The 15,767-nt window shown below is 68.6% G+C and carries 11 protein-coding genes; 2 read left to right on the top strand and 9 right to left on the bottom strand.

Features of this window, described 5'->3' with window-relative positions; translation table 11 throughout:
- Nucleotides 1–6 precede the first annotated feature (6 nt).
- The 8 genes from FBZ89_RS16915 to glmU form a co-directional block, all read right to left on the bottom strand.
- Complete coding sequence (locus FBZ89_RS16915; RefSeq protein ID WP_186457404.1) at nucleotides 7–1,056, bottom strand: FecR family protein; 1,050 nt, start codon at nucleotides 1,054–1,056, stop codon at nucleotides 7–9.
- Complete coding sequence (locus FBZ89_RS16910) at nucleotides 1,022–1,642, bottom strand: RNA polymerase sigma factor (protein ID WP_186457403.1); 621 nt, start codon at nucleotides 1,640–1,642, stop codon at nucleotides 1,022–1,024. Before FBZ89_RS16910 ends, FBZ89_RS16915 begins: the two co-directional genes overlap by 35 nt.
- A 264-nt stretch (nucleotides 1,643–1,906) precedes the next feature.
- The gene (locus FBZ89_RS16905; RefSeq protein ID WP_145751064.1) at nucleotides 1,907–2,548 is read right to left on the bottom strand and encodes a bifunctional 4-hydroxy-2-oxoglutarate aldolase/2-dehydro-3-deoxy-phosphogluconate aldolase; all 642 of its coding nucleotides are present in this window, start codon (nucleotides 2,546–2,548) and stop codon (nucleotides 1,907–1,909) included.
- Nucleotides 2,545–4,386, bottom strand: a complete 1,842-nt coding sequence (gene edd, locus FBZ89_RS16900) for a phosphogluconate dehydratase (RefSeq protein ID WP_145751063.1) — start codon at nucleotides 4,384–4,386, stop codon at nucleotides 2,545–2,547. Before edd ends, FBZ89_RS16905 begins: the two co-directional genes overlap by 4 nt.
- Before the next feature lie 103 nt (nucleotides 4,387–4,489).
- On the bottom strand, nucleotides 4,490–5,962 hold the full coding sequence (gene zwf, locus FBZ89_RS16895; RefSeq protein WP_004274159.1) for a glucose-6-phosphate dehydrogenase: 1,473 nt from the start codon (nucleotides 5,960–5,962) through the stop codon (nucleotides 4,490–4,492).
- 189 nt (nucleotides 5,963–6,151) lie between these two features.
- A complete protein-coding gene (locus tag FBZ89_RS16890) occupies nucleotides 6,152–7,663 on the bottom strand; it encodes an NAD-dependent succinate-semialdehyde dehydrogenase (RefSeq protein ID WP_145751062.1) in 1,512 nt (503 codons plus the stop codon).
- A gap of 170 nt (nucleotides 7,664–7,833) precedes the next feature.
- Nucleotides 7,834–9,561: a SulP family inorganic anion transporter gene (locus FBZ89_RS16885; RefSeq protein ID WP_145751061.1), complete on the bottom strand. Its 1,728-nt coding sequence runs from the start codon at nucleotides 9,559–9,561 to the stop codon at nucleotides 7,834–7,836.
- An 86-nt stretch (nucleotides 9,562–9,647) separates the two neighbouring features.
- Nucleotides 9,648–11,018: a bifunctional UDP-N-acetylglucosamine diphosphorylase/glucosamine-1-phosphate N-acetyltransferase GlmU gene (glmU, locus tag FBZ89_RS16880; protein WP_145751060.1), complete on the bottom strand. Its 1,371-nt coding sequence runs from the start codon at nucleotides 11,016–11,018 to the stop codon at nucleotides 9,648–9,650.
- 144 nt (nucleotides 11,019–11,162) lie between these two features.
- Between glmU and gph the strand changes: the two genes are divergently transcribed.
- Together gph and FBZ89_RS16870 are read left to right on the top strand one after the other, a co-directional pair.
- The gene (gph, locus tag FBZ89_RS16875; RefSeq protein WP_145751059.1) at nucleotides 11,163–11,849 is read left to right on the top strand and encodes a phosphoglycolate phosphatase; all 687 of its coding nucleotides are present in this window, start codon (nucleotides 11,163–11,165) and stop codon (nucleotides 11,847–11,849) included.
- A 55-nt stretch (nucleotides 11,850–11,904) separates the two neighbouring features.
- Complete coding sequence (locus tag FBZ89_RS16870; protein WP_145751058.1) at nucleotides 11,905–12,969, top strand: hypothetical protein; 1,065 nt, start codon at nucleotides 11,905–11,907, stop codon at nucleotides 12,967–12,969.
- Between the two features lie 72 nt (nucleotides 12,970–13,041).
- Here the strand turns inward: FBZ89_RS16870 and FBZ89_RS16865 are convergent, their stop codons facing one another.
- Nucleotides 13,042–15,690: a valine--tRNA ligase gene (locus tag FBZ89_RS16865; RefSeq protein WP_145751057.1), complete on the bottom strand. Its 2,649-nt coding sequence runs from the start codon at nucleotides 15,688–15,690 to the stop codon at nucleotides 13,042–13,044.
- Nucleotides 15,691–15,767 lie beyond the last annotated feature (77 nt).

Below are 15,767 nucleotides of genomic sequence, written 5' to 3'. Positions count from 1 at the left end.
CTGGCCTTATTTATAAAGGGTGATGACGTCCCCTTCCCGCTTGCTCTTGATGCGCAGGCCTAGGGCGATGGCCCGGGCGAAACCGGCCGGGTCGGTGGCGGCGAACAGGCCGGAGATGCGCTCATGCGCCGGCGCCCCCTTCACCACGATCTTCTGGACGGAATAACGGGCGAATTCGGCCGCCGCCTCCGCCAGGGTCACGCCCTCGAAGGACAACAGGCCCTCGCGCCACATCAGGCTGCGGCCCAGGGCGCCCGGTGCCACGTCGCGCAGGGAGACCTGCACCTCCTCCACGCCGGCGGCGTTCAGGCCGATGCGCACCTCCGCCTCCTGGTTAGCCGTGACGTGGGTGCCGTTGGTGGCGCCGGTCGATGGCGTCCACAGCCGTTCCAGCGCCTGCCAGGCCGTGGCCGGTGGGGCCTGCGGCGGCAGTTCCACCGCCACCCGGCCACTGGTCACCTGCACGCGCATGCCGCCCTTGTCATCCTCCAGCCGCACGGCATAGGCGGTGCCAACGGCCCGCGCCTGGGCCTTGGGACCCTCGACGACGAAGGGCCGGTCGGGGTTCTTGGCCACCTCGAAATAGGCCTCGCCCTTCAGCAGGCGGATGGTGCGGCTGTCCTCGCGGTAGTCGACCTCCAGCACGCTGTCGGTGTTCAGGGTGATCTTGGATCCGTCGGGCAGCGGGATGCGCCGCACCTCCCCTACCTCGGAGGCATAACGGCGGCCGGCGGCCGGCGCCGGGCGGCGGATGAGAACGGCGGCGCCCAGGACGGACGCGGCCGCCCCCATCAGCACGGCGCGGCGCGGCAGCGTGCCCCACTGGGTCACGGACGGCGCCGGGGGCCGGCGCAGGATGCGCATGGCCAGTTCCATGCGCGGGCTGACGAAATAGGCCTGGGCGCGCGCCATCGCCCCGACGCAGCGGGTGTCGCTGTCCAGCCACGCCGTCAGTTCGGTATCTTCCGCCGGTGTCAGCGCGCCGGCGTCCAGGCGGGCGACCCAGCGGGCCGCCGCCTCATCAATGGACTTTGCGCTTGGCCTGTGCGTGATCACGCTCTTCCAACCCTGTCTTCTTCTTGTCCGCCGGCGACTTCGCCGCCCCATCCGACCCATCGCGGCCGAATTGGGCCAGCAGCAGCTTGATGCCCCGCGCCACGTGCTTCTGGATGGTGTGTTCCGAGAGGTTCATGCGGCGCGCGATCTCCTGCTGCGACAGCCCCTCCACCCGGCGCATGACGAAGGCCGCGCGGGTCTTGCGCGGCAGGGCCTCGATGGCGCGCTGCACATGCTCCAGCTCGAACCGGGCCAGCACCGTGTCCTCCGGCGAGGGCTCATCCATCACCGTTTCCAGGGTGCCGATGTCGGCCACGGCGGTGATGGGCACCACGCGGGAATGGCGCAGCTGCTGCAGGATGACGGAATAGGCCACCTGGAACGCGTAGGTCTTGGGGTCGTTGATGGTATCGACGGTGGCCTTGGTGGCCAGGATGGCATAGGTCTCCTGCACCACGTCGTCGATGTCGAACCGCAGCGACGCCTTGCGCTTCAACCAGGATCGCAACGCCGGTTCATGCGGGACGACGTTGACGGCCAGCCAGCGCGCCCGCTCATCCGTTATCCGCTTTGCTGATTTCAACATCGATCCGCCCATCTAACCTTCCGCCATTAGATGCGCGCCGACGGTGAACCCTGCCATCTGTCATGAAAATTTAGGAATTGGGCGCCATACGCGCGGCATTTGGTCGTGACCTCCCAAATGCCCCCTGCGGTCCTCGCTCCGGCACCCACGGTCGCGTGGCTACCGCGGCACGAGTCAACCTCTCGTGCCGTGGCATCATAACCCCCAAACGACAATCGCCCGGCCATAGGGCCGGGCGATCACATGAAAAACGAAAACGTTGGCTCAGCCCCGCAGGGCCGAGGCCTCGCGCGCCAGCTTGGTGATGCCGGCCCAATCCTTGGCCGCCACCAGGTCCGCCGGGGTCAGCCACGAGCCGCCGACGCAGGCGACGTTGGGCTGGGCCAGGTAATCGGGCGCCGTCTTCACGGTGATGCCGCCCGTGGGGCAGAAGGTGACGCCCGGCAGGGGCGAGGCCAGCGACTTGATCAGCTTCAGGCCGCCCACGGCCTCGGCCGGGAACAGCTTCACATGACGCAGGCCGCGGGCCTGCAGGGCCATGACCTCGGACGGGGTGGCGGTGCCGGGCAGGAAGGGCACGCCCTGGGCCAGCACCTCATCCAGCAGGGCGGGGTAGCAGCCGGGGCTGACGATGAACTGCGACCCGGCGTCGCGCACGCGGCCCACCTGGTCCGGCGTCACCACCGTGCCGGCGCCGACCACGGCATCCGGCACCTTGGCGGCGATGGTTTCGATGGCGGCCAGCGCGGCCTCGGTCCGCAGGGTCACTTCCAACACCCGCACGCCGCCCTCGACCAGGGCCTCGGCCAGCGGCAGGGCATCCTCGACCTTCTCGATGATCAGGACGGGAACGACGGGGCCCAGCGCCAGGATTTCGCCCACGCCGTACTTGCTCTGCGAACTCATGCGAAATCCTCTCCGAAGCTATGGGCGCCGTCCTCGGCGCCGGTCACGTGGGCGCGCATGGCCCCGAACAGGTTGCGGCCGGTGCCCCAGGTGTTGGCGGACAGGTCGGGCGTCGCGGCCGGACGGGCGGCGAACTCGGCCGCGTCCACCAGGATGTCCAGCGTGCCGGCCTCACCGTCCAGACGCACGACGTCGCCCGTCTGGATTCGGGCCAGCGAGCCGCCCTTCAGCGCCTCTGGCGTCAGGTGGATGGCGGCGGGCACCTTGCCCGAGGCGCCGGACATGCGGCCATCGGTGACCAGCGCCACCTTGAAGCCCTTGTCCTGCAGCACGCCCAGGGGCGGCGTCAGCTTGTGCAGTTCCGGCATGCCGTTGGCGGCGGGGCCCTGGAAGCGGACGACGGCGATGAAGTCCCGCTCCAGCTCGCCGCGCTTGAACGCCGCCAGCATCTCGTCCTGGTTTTCGAAGACAATGGCCGGCGCCTCGACGACGCGGTGCTGCGGCTTCACGGCCGACACCTTGATGATGGCGCGGCCGGCGTTGCCGGTCAGCAGGCGGATGCCGCCCGACGGGTCGAAGGGTTCCGCGGCGGGGCGCAGGATGGTGGTGTCGGCGCTGTGCGGGGTGCCGGAGCGCCAGGCGGCCTTGCCGTCCTTCAGCCAGGCCTCATGGCGGTAGGCGTCCAGGCCGCTGCCCTGTTCCGTGCCGTCGGCCACCGTGGCGACGTCGCCATGCAGCAGGCCGGCGTCCAGTAGGGTGCTGATCAGGAACTGCAGCCCGCCCGCGGCGTGGAAATGGTTCACGTCCGACACGCCGTTGGGGTAGACCCGCGCCAGCAGGGGCACGGCCCCCGACAAATCGCTGAAATCCTGCCAGTCGATGCGGATGCCTGCGGCGCGCGCGATGGCCACCAGGTGCAGGGTGTGGTTCGTCGACCCGCCCGTGGCCAGCAGGCCCACGATGGCGTTGACGATGCTGCGCTCATCCACCAGGCGGCCGATGGGCAGGTAGTTGCCCGCCTGCTCCGTCAACTGGGCCGCGCGCTGGGTGGCGGCCACGGTCAGGGCGTCGCGCAGCTCGGTGTTCGGGTTGATGAAGGAGGATCCGGGCAGATGCAGGCCCATGATCTCCATCAGCATCTGGTTGGAGTTGGCCGTGCCGTAGAAGGTGCAGGTGCCGGGGGAGTGGTAGGATTTGGACTCCGCCTCCAGCAGGTCGTCGCGGGTGGCCTTGCCCTCCGCGTACAGCTGGCGGATGCGCGCCTTCTCCGGATTGGACAGGCCCGACGGCATGGGACCGCCCGGCACGAAGATCGCCGGCAGATGGCCGAAGGACAGCGCGCCGATCAGCAGGCCGGGGACGATCTTGTCGCAGATGCCCAGGTACAGCGCCGCGTCGAACATGTCGTGCGACAGGGCGATGGCCGTGGCCTGGGCAATGACATCGCGGGAGAACAGCGACAGTTCCATGCCGTCGCGGCCCTGGGTCACGCCATCGCACATGGCTGGGACGCCGCCGGCGAATTGGGCCACCACGCCCGCCTCATGCGCCGCCTTCTTGATGATGGCGGGGAAGCGCTCGAACGGCTGGTGGGCCGACAGCATGTCGTTGTAGGCCGACACGATGGCGATGTTGGATTTGCGGTTGCCCGCCAGCGCAGCCTTGTCATCGGCGGCGCAGCCGGCGAAGCCGTGGGCCAGGTTGCCGCAGCCCAGCGCGCCGCGCCGCGGGCTCTGGCCCTTCTGCGCGTCCAGGCGCCGCAGGTAACGGGCGCGGCTGTCCGCGCTGCGCTGGATGACGCGGTCGGTAACCCGCCGCAGGGTGTCGTTGAGCGCCATGGGGTCCTCCCTGGCTGATAAGCCATGAACGTGGGTACGCCGGCGGGACCGGCGATGCGGCGCCGGTCCCGGGGGCAGAAGTCGAATAAACTCCGCCGAACCGTTACAGTTCGGGGTCGTGCCAACGGCGGCCGTCGCGGTCCAGAAGCAGGGCGGCGCTGATCGGGCCCCAGCCGCCGGCGGCGTAGGGATCCGGGCGCATGTCCGTCTGTTCCCAGCCGGCCAGGATGGTGTCGATCCACGACCAGGCGGCATCCACCTCGTCACGGCGCATGAACAGCGAGGGGTTGCCCCGCACCACGTCCATCAACAGCCGCTCATAGGCCTCGGGATAGCGGTCCTTGAACGCCTCGGCGTAGGACAGGTTCAGCGGCACGGAGCGCAGGCGCAGGCCGCCGGGGCCCGGCACCTTGGTCATGATGTTCAATTGCACGCCTTCGTCCGGCTGCAGGCGGATGACCAGGCGGTTGGCCATCAGCTCACCCGAGCCCTTGGGGAAGACGCTGTGCGGCACGTCCTTGAACTGGACGACGATCTCGGAATAGCGGACAGGCAGGCGCTTGCCCGTGCGCAGGTAGAAGGGCACGCCGCTCCAGCGCCAGTTCTCGATCTCCGCCTTGATGGCGACCAGGGTCTCGGTGTTGCTGGACCGCGTCAGCTCATCGGCGTACCCCGGGACCGGCTGTCCGTCGATGGAGCCGGCGCGATACTGGCCGCGCACGGTCTTGACCTTCACGTCAGCCTGGGTGATGGGGCGCAGGGCCCGCAGCACCTTGATCTTCTCATTGCGGATCTGGTCGCCCGACAGGTGGGCCGGCGGCTCCATCGCCACCAGGCACAACAGCTGCAGGAAGTGGTTTTGCACCATGTCGCGCAGGGCGCCAGCCTTGTCGTAGTACTCGGCCCGGCCTTCCACGCCCACGCTTTCGGCGACGGTGATCTGGATATGATCGATCCAGCTGCTGTTCCACAGCGGCTCGAACAGGGCGTTGCCGAAGCGCAGGACCATCAGGTTCTGCACCGACTCCTTACCCAGGTAATGGTCGATGCGGTAGATGCGGTCTTCGGGGAAAACGGCGCCCACTTCCTCGTTCACGGCGTTGGCGGACTTGCCGTCATGGCCGATGGGCTTCTCCAGCACCACGCGGCAGGTATCGGTCACCAAGCCGGCGCTGGCCAAGTTGCGGCAGATGGCGCCGAACAGGCTGGGGGCCGTCGCCAGGTAGCAGACGCGGGCCTTGTCCTCATGCCCCTTCAGCAGGGTCTGCAGGGGTTCCCAGCCGGCCGGCTTGGTCGCGTCCAGCGACACATAGCCCAGGCGGGCGGAGAAACGCTCCCACACCGCCGTCTCCAGGTCGGCGGCGGGGACGTGGCGCTGCAGCGCCGCCCACACCGTGGCCCGGAAATCCTCCACCGTCTGGTCGGTGCGGCTGACAGCGATGATGCGGCTCTCGTCCGTCATCTGCCGGTCTCGCTCCCGGTAGTAGAGGCCGGGCAACAGCTTGCGCATGGCAAGATCGCCGGTACCGCCGAAAACGACGAAATCGAAGGGATTGACTTGCAGCACTTCAGCCATGATGGCGCCTTGGCTTGGTTTCCCAGGGATGGCAGGGCCATCCGCCCGTTATCGATTATGCGGTTATTTCACTACCACAATTCCCTGGAAGCGCCACCGGAAAATCACCTCCCATGTAATCGGGTCGGTGAATTTTCGGTAATTCCGTAACATGACAGCGTTGCGGCCGAGGCGCTGCCAGGCTGAGGCTCAGGCCTTCAGGCCGCCCATCAGCAGGTATTTCACCACCAGGTAGTCCTCGATCCCGTACTTGGAACCCTCGCGGCCCAGGCCGCTCTGCTTCACGCCGCCGAAGGGCGCCACCTCGGTGGAGATGATGCCCTCGTTGATGCCGACCATGCCGTATTCCAGCGCCTCGGCCACCCGCCAGACGCGGCCGATGTCGCGGCTGTAGAAATAGGCAGCCAGGCCGAACTCGGTATCGTTGGCCATGTGGATGGCCTCCGCCTCGTCCTTGAAGCGGAACAGCGGCGCCACCGGGCCGAAGGTTTCCTCCCGCGCCAGGATCATGTCCGGCGTGACGTCCAGCAGCAGGGTGGGCTCGAAGAAATTGCCGCCCAAGGCGTGCCGGCGGCCGCCCATGGCGACGCGCGCGCCCTTGGCCACCGCATCGGCGATGTGGCGTTCCGCCTTCTCCACGGCGGCGGCATTGATCAGGGGGCCGGTGGTCACGTCCTTGTCCGCGCCGTTGCCCACGCGCAGGCGGCCCACCGCCTCCGCCAGACGGGCGGCGAAGGCCTCATAGACGCCGTCCTGCACCAGGATGCGGTTGGCGCAGACACAGGTCTGGCCGGCGTTGCGATATTTGGAGGCCATGGCCCCTTCCACCGCCGCGTCCAGGTCGGCATCGTCGAAGACGATGAAGGGCGCGTTGCCGCCCAGTTCCAGGCTCAGCTTCTTCAGCGTGTCGGCGCTCTGCTTCATCAGCAGCTTGCCCACCGGCGTGGATCCGGTGAAGGACAGCTTGCGCACCAGCGGGTTGGAGGTCATCTCCCCGCCGATGGGCTTGGGATGGCCGGTGACGACGCTGAACACCCCCGGCGGCACGCCCGCCCGCTCCGCCAGCACGGCCAGCGCCAGGGCGCTGTAGGGCGTCACCTCCGACGGGCGCACCACGATGGGGCAGCCGGCGGCCAGGGCCGGCCCCACCTTGCGGGTGATCATGGCGATGGGGAAGTTCCAGGGCGTGATGGCGGCGGCGACGCCGATGGGCTCCTTCACCACCACGATGCGCTTGTCGCCGGCGAAGCTGGGGATGGTGTCGCCGTAGGCGCGCTTGCCCTCCTCCGCGAACCATTCGATGAAGCTGGCGCCATAGGCGACCTCGCCCCGCGATTCGGCCAGGGACTTGCCCTGCTCCGCCGTCATGATGCGGGCCAGGTCCTCCTGCGCCGCCATGATCAGCTCGAACCAGCGGCGCATGACGGCGGCGCGGTCCTTGGCGGTGCGGGCGCGCCAGCCGCCCCAGGCGGCGTTGGCGGCTTCGATGGCTCGCGCCGTCTCGGCGGCGCCCATGTCGGGAATGGTGCCGATGACCTCACCCGTCGCCGGGTTATCGACATCTATGGTGCCGCCGCCATCGGCATCGACCCAGGACCCGCCGATGTAGGCCTGGTCCCGCAGCAGGCCGGGGTCCTTCAGCCCAAGGGCCTGAGCCGTGCGGATGAGGGGCCCGTGGGGGGCGCGAACGGGGGTATCCATGGCAAACCTCTTGTAACAACCGCCTGGGGGCATGGTTCTTACGTAGGCGGGGTCCGGGGACGTTGCAATGCGTGGATAACGCCCCGGGGATAACGCCCCGGGCGGGCAGATCACAACCGGACATACCGAGCCTGTGTTCCCAGGCTGGGCAGCAATTTGGATCTTGGAGTTCAGGCCGCTTCGTGATTCGTGTCCGGCAAGTCCCCCGGCCGGCCCAAGGCACGGCGGGCGCGGACCAACGCCTGGTCCAGGGTGCGGCCGACATAGACCCGCGGCGGCTTCAGGCCTTGTGTCAGCAGCAGGCGCCGCGCCTCCGGATCGGCCAGGGCGATGGCCACGACCGCCCCCTGCTTGCGCGCCTTGGCCGCCAACCCGTCGATGACGGTGACGGCCGTGGAATCCAGCAGCGGCACTGCCGTCAGGTCCAGCACGTAAGCCCGCGGCCGGGCGGCGATGCGGTCGAACAGGGCAGACACGCCGGCCGCCGCCCCGAAAAAGAATGCACCGGACAGGCGGAAGACCAGGATGTCGTCGTCCCGCGTCTGAGGTTGGTCCGGCAGCGGGCCGGCGCGGTCGGCCACGTCAGGGGCCACCAGGGGGTTGCCCCCCTCCACCCGCAGCGTCCCGGCCATGCGGTGGATGAACAGCAGCGACCCGGTGGCGAAGCCGACGACGATGCCCAGCGTCAGGTCCCGCAGGACAGTCAGCAGGAAGGTGGAGAGCAGCACCGCGGCATCCCCCCAGGACGCCCGCAGCAACAAGCCGAAGGCGTGCTTCTCCGCCATGTTCCAGGCGACGATCGCCAGCACCCCCGCCAGCGCCGGCAGGGGGATATAGCTGGCCAGCGGGGCGGCCACCGCCATGAACAGCGCCAGGAATACCGCGTGCGCCATGCCGGACACCGGCCCGCGCGCACCCGCCCGCACATTGGTGGCCGTGCGGGCGATGGTGCCGGTGACGCAGATGCCGCCGCAGAGCGCACTGGCGATGTTGGCGACACCCTGCGCCACCAGCTCGGCGTTGGCGCGGTGGCGCCGGCCGGTCATGCCATCGGCCACCACGGCGGACAGCAGGCTTTCGATGGCGCCCAACAGCGCGAAGGACACCGCGTCCGGCAGGACCGCCAACACCAGGTCCGGCGACAGGGGCGGCAGATGGGGGGCCGGCAGGCTGCGCGGGATGCCGCCGAAGCGCGTGCCGATGGTCTCGACAGGCAGGTGGGCAAACGCCGCGACCGCGCTGGCCGTCGCCACCGCGATCAGCAGGACGGGCCATTGAGGGCGCCAGCGCCGCAGCAGCACGATCAGGGCAATGGTCGCCACCGCCGTCCCCAGGGCGGCGGGATTCAGCGTGGGCAGCGCGTGCCCCAGGGCAAGCAGCTTGGGCACGAGCGGCCCCGGCTCCTTGCCCGGCAGCGTCAGGCCCAACAAATCACGCGCCTGGCTGGCCGCGATGATGACGGCAATGCCGGCGGTGAAGCCCACGGTGACGGGATAGGGGATGTACTTGATGAAGGTCCCCAGGCGCAGGGCGCCGATGGCCATAAGGATCAGGCCGGACAGGACCACGGCCAGCGCCATGCCCCCCACCCCCAGCCGCTCCACCGACGCGGCGACCAGCACGATGAAGGCCCCGGCCGGACCGCCGATCTGGAACCGGCTGCCGCCCAGCAGCGACACCAGGAAGCCACCGACGATGGCGGTGTACAGCCCCCGGTCCGGCGTAACGCCCGAGGCGATGGCGATGGCCATGGACAGCGGCAAGGCCACGATGGCCACGGTCAGGCCTGCCACCAGGTCGGCCCGCAGGTCGCGCAGGCCATACCCTTCGCGCAGCACCGTGACCAGTTTGGGTTTATAAAGTTCCCGCCAGCCTGGCTCCGCCATCGTCCTGTGCATGACGCCCCCTGTCGTTAATGCGCCGCACCCATGCTTCGTCCCATAGCATCGCCCAGCCGGGTCACCCCCGCCTAACCCTTTCCCGCTCAGCCCTTCTTCTGCGCGGCCTTGCGCGCTTTCTGGGCGGCGGCGAAGGCGGCGGCCCAGCCTTCCTTCACCACCTGGCGGCCCCGGCCGATGGCCAGGGCGTCGGCCGGCACCGTCTCGGTGATGGTGCTGCCGCCGGCGATGAAGGCGCCGTCCCCCACCCGCACCGGGGCCACCAGGGTGGCGTTGGTGCCGACGAAGACGTTGCGGCCCACCTGGGTGCGGTACTTGAAGGTGCCGTCATAGTTGCAGGTGATGGCGCCGGCGCCAATGTTGGTCCCCTCCCCTATATCGGCGTCGCCGACATAGGCCAGGTGGTTGGCCTTGGCGCCGTTGCCCAGGGTGGAGGCCTTGACCTCCACGAAGTTGCCGATGTGGGCACCCACGCCGATGTCGGACCCCGGGCGCAGGCGGGAATAGGGGCCGATGATGGCGTCGCGCCGCACCACCACCCCTTCCAGGTGGCAGAAGGGCCGGATGGTCACGCCATTCTCCACCACCACGCCGGGCCCGAACACCACGTTCTGGCCCACGGTGACATCGCGGCCCAGCACCGTGTCGGCGGAAAACCAGACGGTGTCCGGGTCGGCCAGGGTGGCGCCGTTCAGCATGGCCTGGCGGCGCAGGCGGGCCTGCATCAGCTTTTCCAGCTTGGCCAGCTCAACCCGGGAATTGACGCCCTCCACATCCGCCGGATCGCCCTCGGCCACGGCGCAGGCGTGCCCTTGCACGCGGGCCACGGCCACGGCGTCGGTCAGGTAGTATTCGCCCTTGGCGTTGGCGCTGCCGATGGCATCCAGGATGGCCCACAGGCGGCGGCCATCGAAGGCCATCAGGCCGGCGTTGCACAGGCCGATGGCCCGCTCCTCCGGCGTGGCGTCCAGATATTCCACGATCTTGGTCGGGCCGCCGGCCTCATCCTGCACCAGCCGGCCATAGGCGGCGGGATCGGCCGGGCGCATGCCCAGCACCGCCACGGCCGGATCGCCGGCGCCGCGCCTGGCCTGGACCAGCAGGGACAGCGTCTCCGGCCGCACCAGCGGGGTGTCGCCGAACAGCACCAGCACATCGCCGTCGAAATCGCCCAGGGCCGCGCGCGCCGCCTTCACCGCGTCGGCGGTGCCCAGCTGCCGCGGCTGCAGCACCGTGGCGTGCGGTGCCACGGCCTGGGCCACGGCCTCCTGCCCCGGCCCCACCACGACGATGACCCGGTCGGGGTTCAGCACCGCCGCCGCCCGCAGCACATGGGCCACCATGGGCTCATTGGCGATGGGGTGCAGCACCTTGGGCAGGTCGGACTTCATCCGGGTGCCCTTGCCCGCCGCCAGGATGATGCAGGCGAGCGCGGGGGTCGAGGTCGGGGCGGTCATGGCGATAACCTTGTCAAGGCACTGTTCAGGGAGCGACACGTCGTCAGATGGGATGAGCCCCAGCCCGACGCCATTGCCAGCAAGGCCCCCTTACTGCCACAACGAGGGTGTCTCGCGAAACCGCCATCGCCCGGATGCCGCCCCATGAGCCTCATGCCCGCCGCCGTCCTGTTCGACTTCGACGGAACGCTGATCGACAGCGCGCCCGACATCCTGACCGGCATCAACCGCCTGCTGGATGAGGAGAACCTGCCCAACCTGGACCTGGCGCAGGTGCACCAGTTCATCGGCGACGGCGCCCCCATGCTGGTGACCCGCACCTTCGCCGCCGTGGGCCGGCCGCTGGATCCCGACTCGGTCCCCGCCATGACCGACCGCTACATGGCGATCTATGAGGCCCTGCCGGCCGACCCGTCCTGCGTCTTCCCCGGCGTGGCGGAAACCTTGGCCACCTTGAGCGCCGACATCCCCCTGGCCCTGGTGACCAACAAGCCCGAGCGGGCGACCCATGCGGTGCTGGAGGCCATCGGCCTCGCCCCCTACTTCAAGGCGGTGGTCGGGGGCGACACCCTGCCCACGCGCAAGCCCCACCCCGGCCCGCTGCTGCACGCCATGGCCCACCTGGCGGCCGCCCCGGGCAAGACCATCATGGTGGGCGACGGCGCCAACGACGTGACGGCCGGCCGCGCCGCCGGTTGCCAGGTCGTGTGCGTTACCTATGGCTATCCGCGCATGCCCGTGGAACAACTGGGGGCGGACCGGTTGGTGGATCATTTCCGCGACCTGCCGTCCGCCCTGGCGGATTTGGCGGCGGATTTGGCCGCGGGGTGACGGCCGAGCCGGCGTCACCGGCTTATTGGGGCCGACTTATTGGGGAAAGTCGCATATGCGCGGTTTGGATTTGCGGGCCGATCGGGAGGAATACCTGGACGCCCTGCTGGTGACGGGCACGGCCTTCATCCTGGCGGTGGCGCAGTGGCGCCACATCGTCCATTTCTTCGACCAGTACCTGCTGCAGAACCTGCAGGCCGAGGTGGGGGTGCTGCAGGGTTATCCGCACTGGCGCTTCTTCCAGTCGCGCGTGCTAGCGCCCTTCCTGGAACATCTGATCGAGCTGACGGGTGTGAACCTGACCAGCGCCCACGCCGTGGTCGCCGTGTTCGGCCTGACCGGCGCCGGCCTGGCCCTGTTCTACGCCGCCCAGGCGGCGGGGAGCCCGATGGAAAACGGACGGCAGAGGGCCTGGACGGCCTTGCTGGCCATGCATGTCCTGTTCATGGCGCTGATGTCGAAGCCCTGGCTGTACATCTGGGACTTCGTGCTGCTGCTGACCACGGCGGTATTCTACCTGCTGGTCCTGACCCGGGCGCCGTGGTGGGCTTTCCTGGCCCTGCTGGGCGTCGCCTGCTTCAACCATGAATCCGCCGTGTTCATCGGCGGCTACATGATGGCCAAGGCCGTCATCGACGCCTGGGTGGAAAAGCGCCGGCCGGACTGGCGCTGGCTGGCATCAGGCCTGCTGGGCAGCGTCGCCGCCTTCGCCATCATCGAATTCCTGCGCAAGACGCTGCTGAAGGAAGAGATCGGCTACAAGATCTTCCGCGACATCCAGAAATCATCCTCCACCACCTTCGACGCTTATTTCCACATCCAGGTGGGCGAGAATTTCGGCCAGTTCTACGACTGGATCACCGATCCCGGCCTGTCGCTGGAACTCTTGATCCCTGTCTACCTGGCCACGGTGCTGGGCCTGGTGGCGGTGATGGTGAAGCGGCATGGCGTCCGCGCCCTGTCGCTGGCGGCCTTCGTCCTGGTGCAGGTACTGGCCGTGCTGGCCCTGGGCCTGACCAACGAGACGCGCACCCTGCTGCACCTGATCCCCTTCGTGGCCCTGGCCGGCATCTGGCTGAAGAAGCCGACGGCCGAGGCGCCCGGTCCCTTCGCCCCCTGAGGGTCCCGCCCCGTCAACGCAAAACGGCCGCCCCGGAAGAGACGGCCGTTCGCGTTTCGGACGGGGCGGGCATCAGCCCAGGCGGGACAGCGCCTCGGCCAGCTTGGCGCGGGTGCCGTCGGCTTCGGCCCGGCGCTCCCGCTGCTCCTCGATCACCTCGGGCGGGGCCTTGTCGACGAAGTTGGGATTGCCCAGCTTGGCATCGACCTTGGCGATCTCGCCCTCCAGCTTCTGGATTTCCTTGGCCAGGCGGGCCTTCTCCTTGGCCAGGTCGATGAAGTCGGCCAGGGGCAGGACCAGCGTCGCCTCATCCACCACCGCCTGCACGGCACCGGTGGCCGGCGCCTCCTCGGTCAGGGTGATGTTGGACAGGCGGGCCAGCTTCAGGATCAGGTCGCGGTGGGTGCCCAGGCGCGCGGCGGTATCGGTACCGGCGCCCTTCACCAGCAGCGGCAGCTGGGCCGACGGCGGCACGTTCATTTCCGACCGGATGGTGCGGATGGTGGAGATGAAGCGCACCACCCAGTCCATCTCGGCCTGCGCCCCGCCATCCTTGTAGGCGGCCGGGTACTGCGGCCAGGCGGCGGTGATCAGGTCGCCCCTAACCTGTCCCTCGCCCAGCTTCTCCCACAGCTCTTCCGTCAGGAAGGGCATGATGGGGTGCAGCAGGTGCAGGATCTGGTCCAGCACCCAGGCGGTGACGGCGCGGGTCTCGGCCTTCGCCGCCTCATCCTCGCCTTGCAGGATGGGCTTGGTGAATTCCAGGTACCAGTCGCAAAAGCTGCCCCAGGCGAAGTGATACAGGGCGTTGGCGGCATCGTTGAAGCGATAGCCCTCCAGCGCCTCGGTCACCTGTGCCGCGCAGTCGGCCACAGCGCCCACGATCCAGCGGTTGACCGTCTGGGTCAGGTCGGTGGGGGCGAAGCCCGGGACGGGCGCCACCTGGTTCATCTGGGCGTAGCGGGCGGCGTTCCACAGCTTGGTCGCGAAGTTGCGATAGCCCTCGACGCGCGAGGTCGCCAGCTTGATGTCCCGGCCCTGAGCCGCCATGGCGGTAAGCGTGAAGCGCAGGGCGTCGCAGCCGTACTGGTCAATCAGGTCCAGGGGATCGATGACGTTGCCCTTGGACTTCGACATCTTCTGCCCCTTCTCATCCCGCACCAAGGCGTGGATGTAGATGGTGCGGAAGGGCACGTCGCCCATGAAGTGGATGCCCATCATCATCATGCGGGCGACCCAGAAGAAGATGATGTCGAAGCCGGTGACCAGCACGTCACCGGGGTAATAGCGCGCCAGCTCCGGCGTCTTCTCCGGCCAGCCCAGGGTGGAGAAGGGCCACAAGGCGGACGAGAACCAGGTGTCCAGCACGTCGGCGTCGCGGGTCAGGGGCGTGGCGGCGCCGTAATGGGCATCCGCCTCCGCCTGGGCCTCGGCTTCCGTCTCGGCGACGAAGAACTTTCCATCCGGCCCGAACCAAGCCGGGATCTGGTGGCCCCACCACAGCTGGCGGCTGATGCACCACGGCTGGATGTTGCGCATCCACTCGTAATAGGTGTTTTCCCACTGCTTGGGCACGAACTGGGTCTTGCCCTGCTCCACCGCCTCCAGGGCGGGCTTGGCCAGGGTGACGGCGTCGCAGTACCACTGGTCGGTCAGCCACGGCTCGATGACCACGCCGCTGCGGTCGCCGTGCGGCTGCATCAGGGTGTGGGGGTCGATCTTCTCCAGCAGGCCCAGGGCCTCGATCTCCTCCACCACCTTCTTGCGGGCGACGAAGCGGTCCAGCCCCTGGTACTCGGCCGGCGCGTGCTCATTCAGCTTCGCGTCACGGTCGAACAGGTTGATCATGGGCAGGTTGTGCCGCTTGCCCACCTCGAAATCGTTGAAGTCATGGGCGGGGGTGATCTTCACCGCACCGGTGCCGGTCTCCGGGTCGGCGTACTCGTCGGCGACAATGGGGATGCGGCGGCCGGTGATGGGCAGGATGACGAACTTGCCCACCAGGTCCTTGTAGCGCTCATCATCCGGATGCACGGCCACGCCGGTATCGCCCAGCATGGTTTCGGGCCGCGTGGTGGCAACGGTGATGAAGGTATCTGCCATGCCTTCCACCGGGTAGCGGAAGTACCACAGGCTGCCCTTCACCTCCTTCTGCTCGACCTCCAGGTCAGAAATGGCGGTGTGCAGCTTGGGGTCCCAGTTCACCAGGCGCTTGTCACGGTAGATCAGGCCCTGGCGGTACAGCTCGACGAACACCTTGCGGACGGCGGCGTTCAGGCCCTCATCCATGGTGAAGCGTTCGCGCGACCAGTCGGGCGAGGCACCCAGGCGGCGCAGCTGGCGGGTGATGGTGCCGCCGGACTCGGCCTTCCACTCCCAGACCTTCTTCAGGAAGGCCTCGCGCCCCATCTCGGCCCGCGTCTTGCCTTCCTTGGCCAGGTTGCGTTCCACCACCATCTGGGTGGCGATGCCGGCATGGTCGGTGCCCGGCTGCCACAGGGCGTCACGGCCGCTCATGCGGCGATAGCGGATCAGCAAGTCCTGCAGCGTGAAGGTCAGCGCATGCCCCATGTGCAGGCTGCCCGTCACGTTGGGCGGCGGCATCATGATGGTGTAGGGCTGGGCGTTGCTGTCCACATGGGCGGCGAAGGCGCCCGAGCGCTCCCAGCGCTCATAGCGGCTGCTTTCGACATCGGCGGGGGAGAAGGTCTTGTCCAGCATGGCGGGCACCTGAAATCGTACTAAAGCGGCAAAAGAAAAGGGCGGCGCGGGGTCTGGCGCCGCCCCCATTGATATTA

The organism is Nitrospirillum amazonense (genome assembly GCF_007828045.1).
Taxonomy (GTDB): Bacteria; Pseudomonadota; Alphaproteobacteria; order Azospirillales; family Azospirillaceae; genus Nitrospirillum; species Nitrospirillum amazonense_C.
The sequence above is the reverse complement of the archived record's forward strand: the minus strand, read 5'-3'. Positions and strand labels throughout refer to the sequence as shown.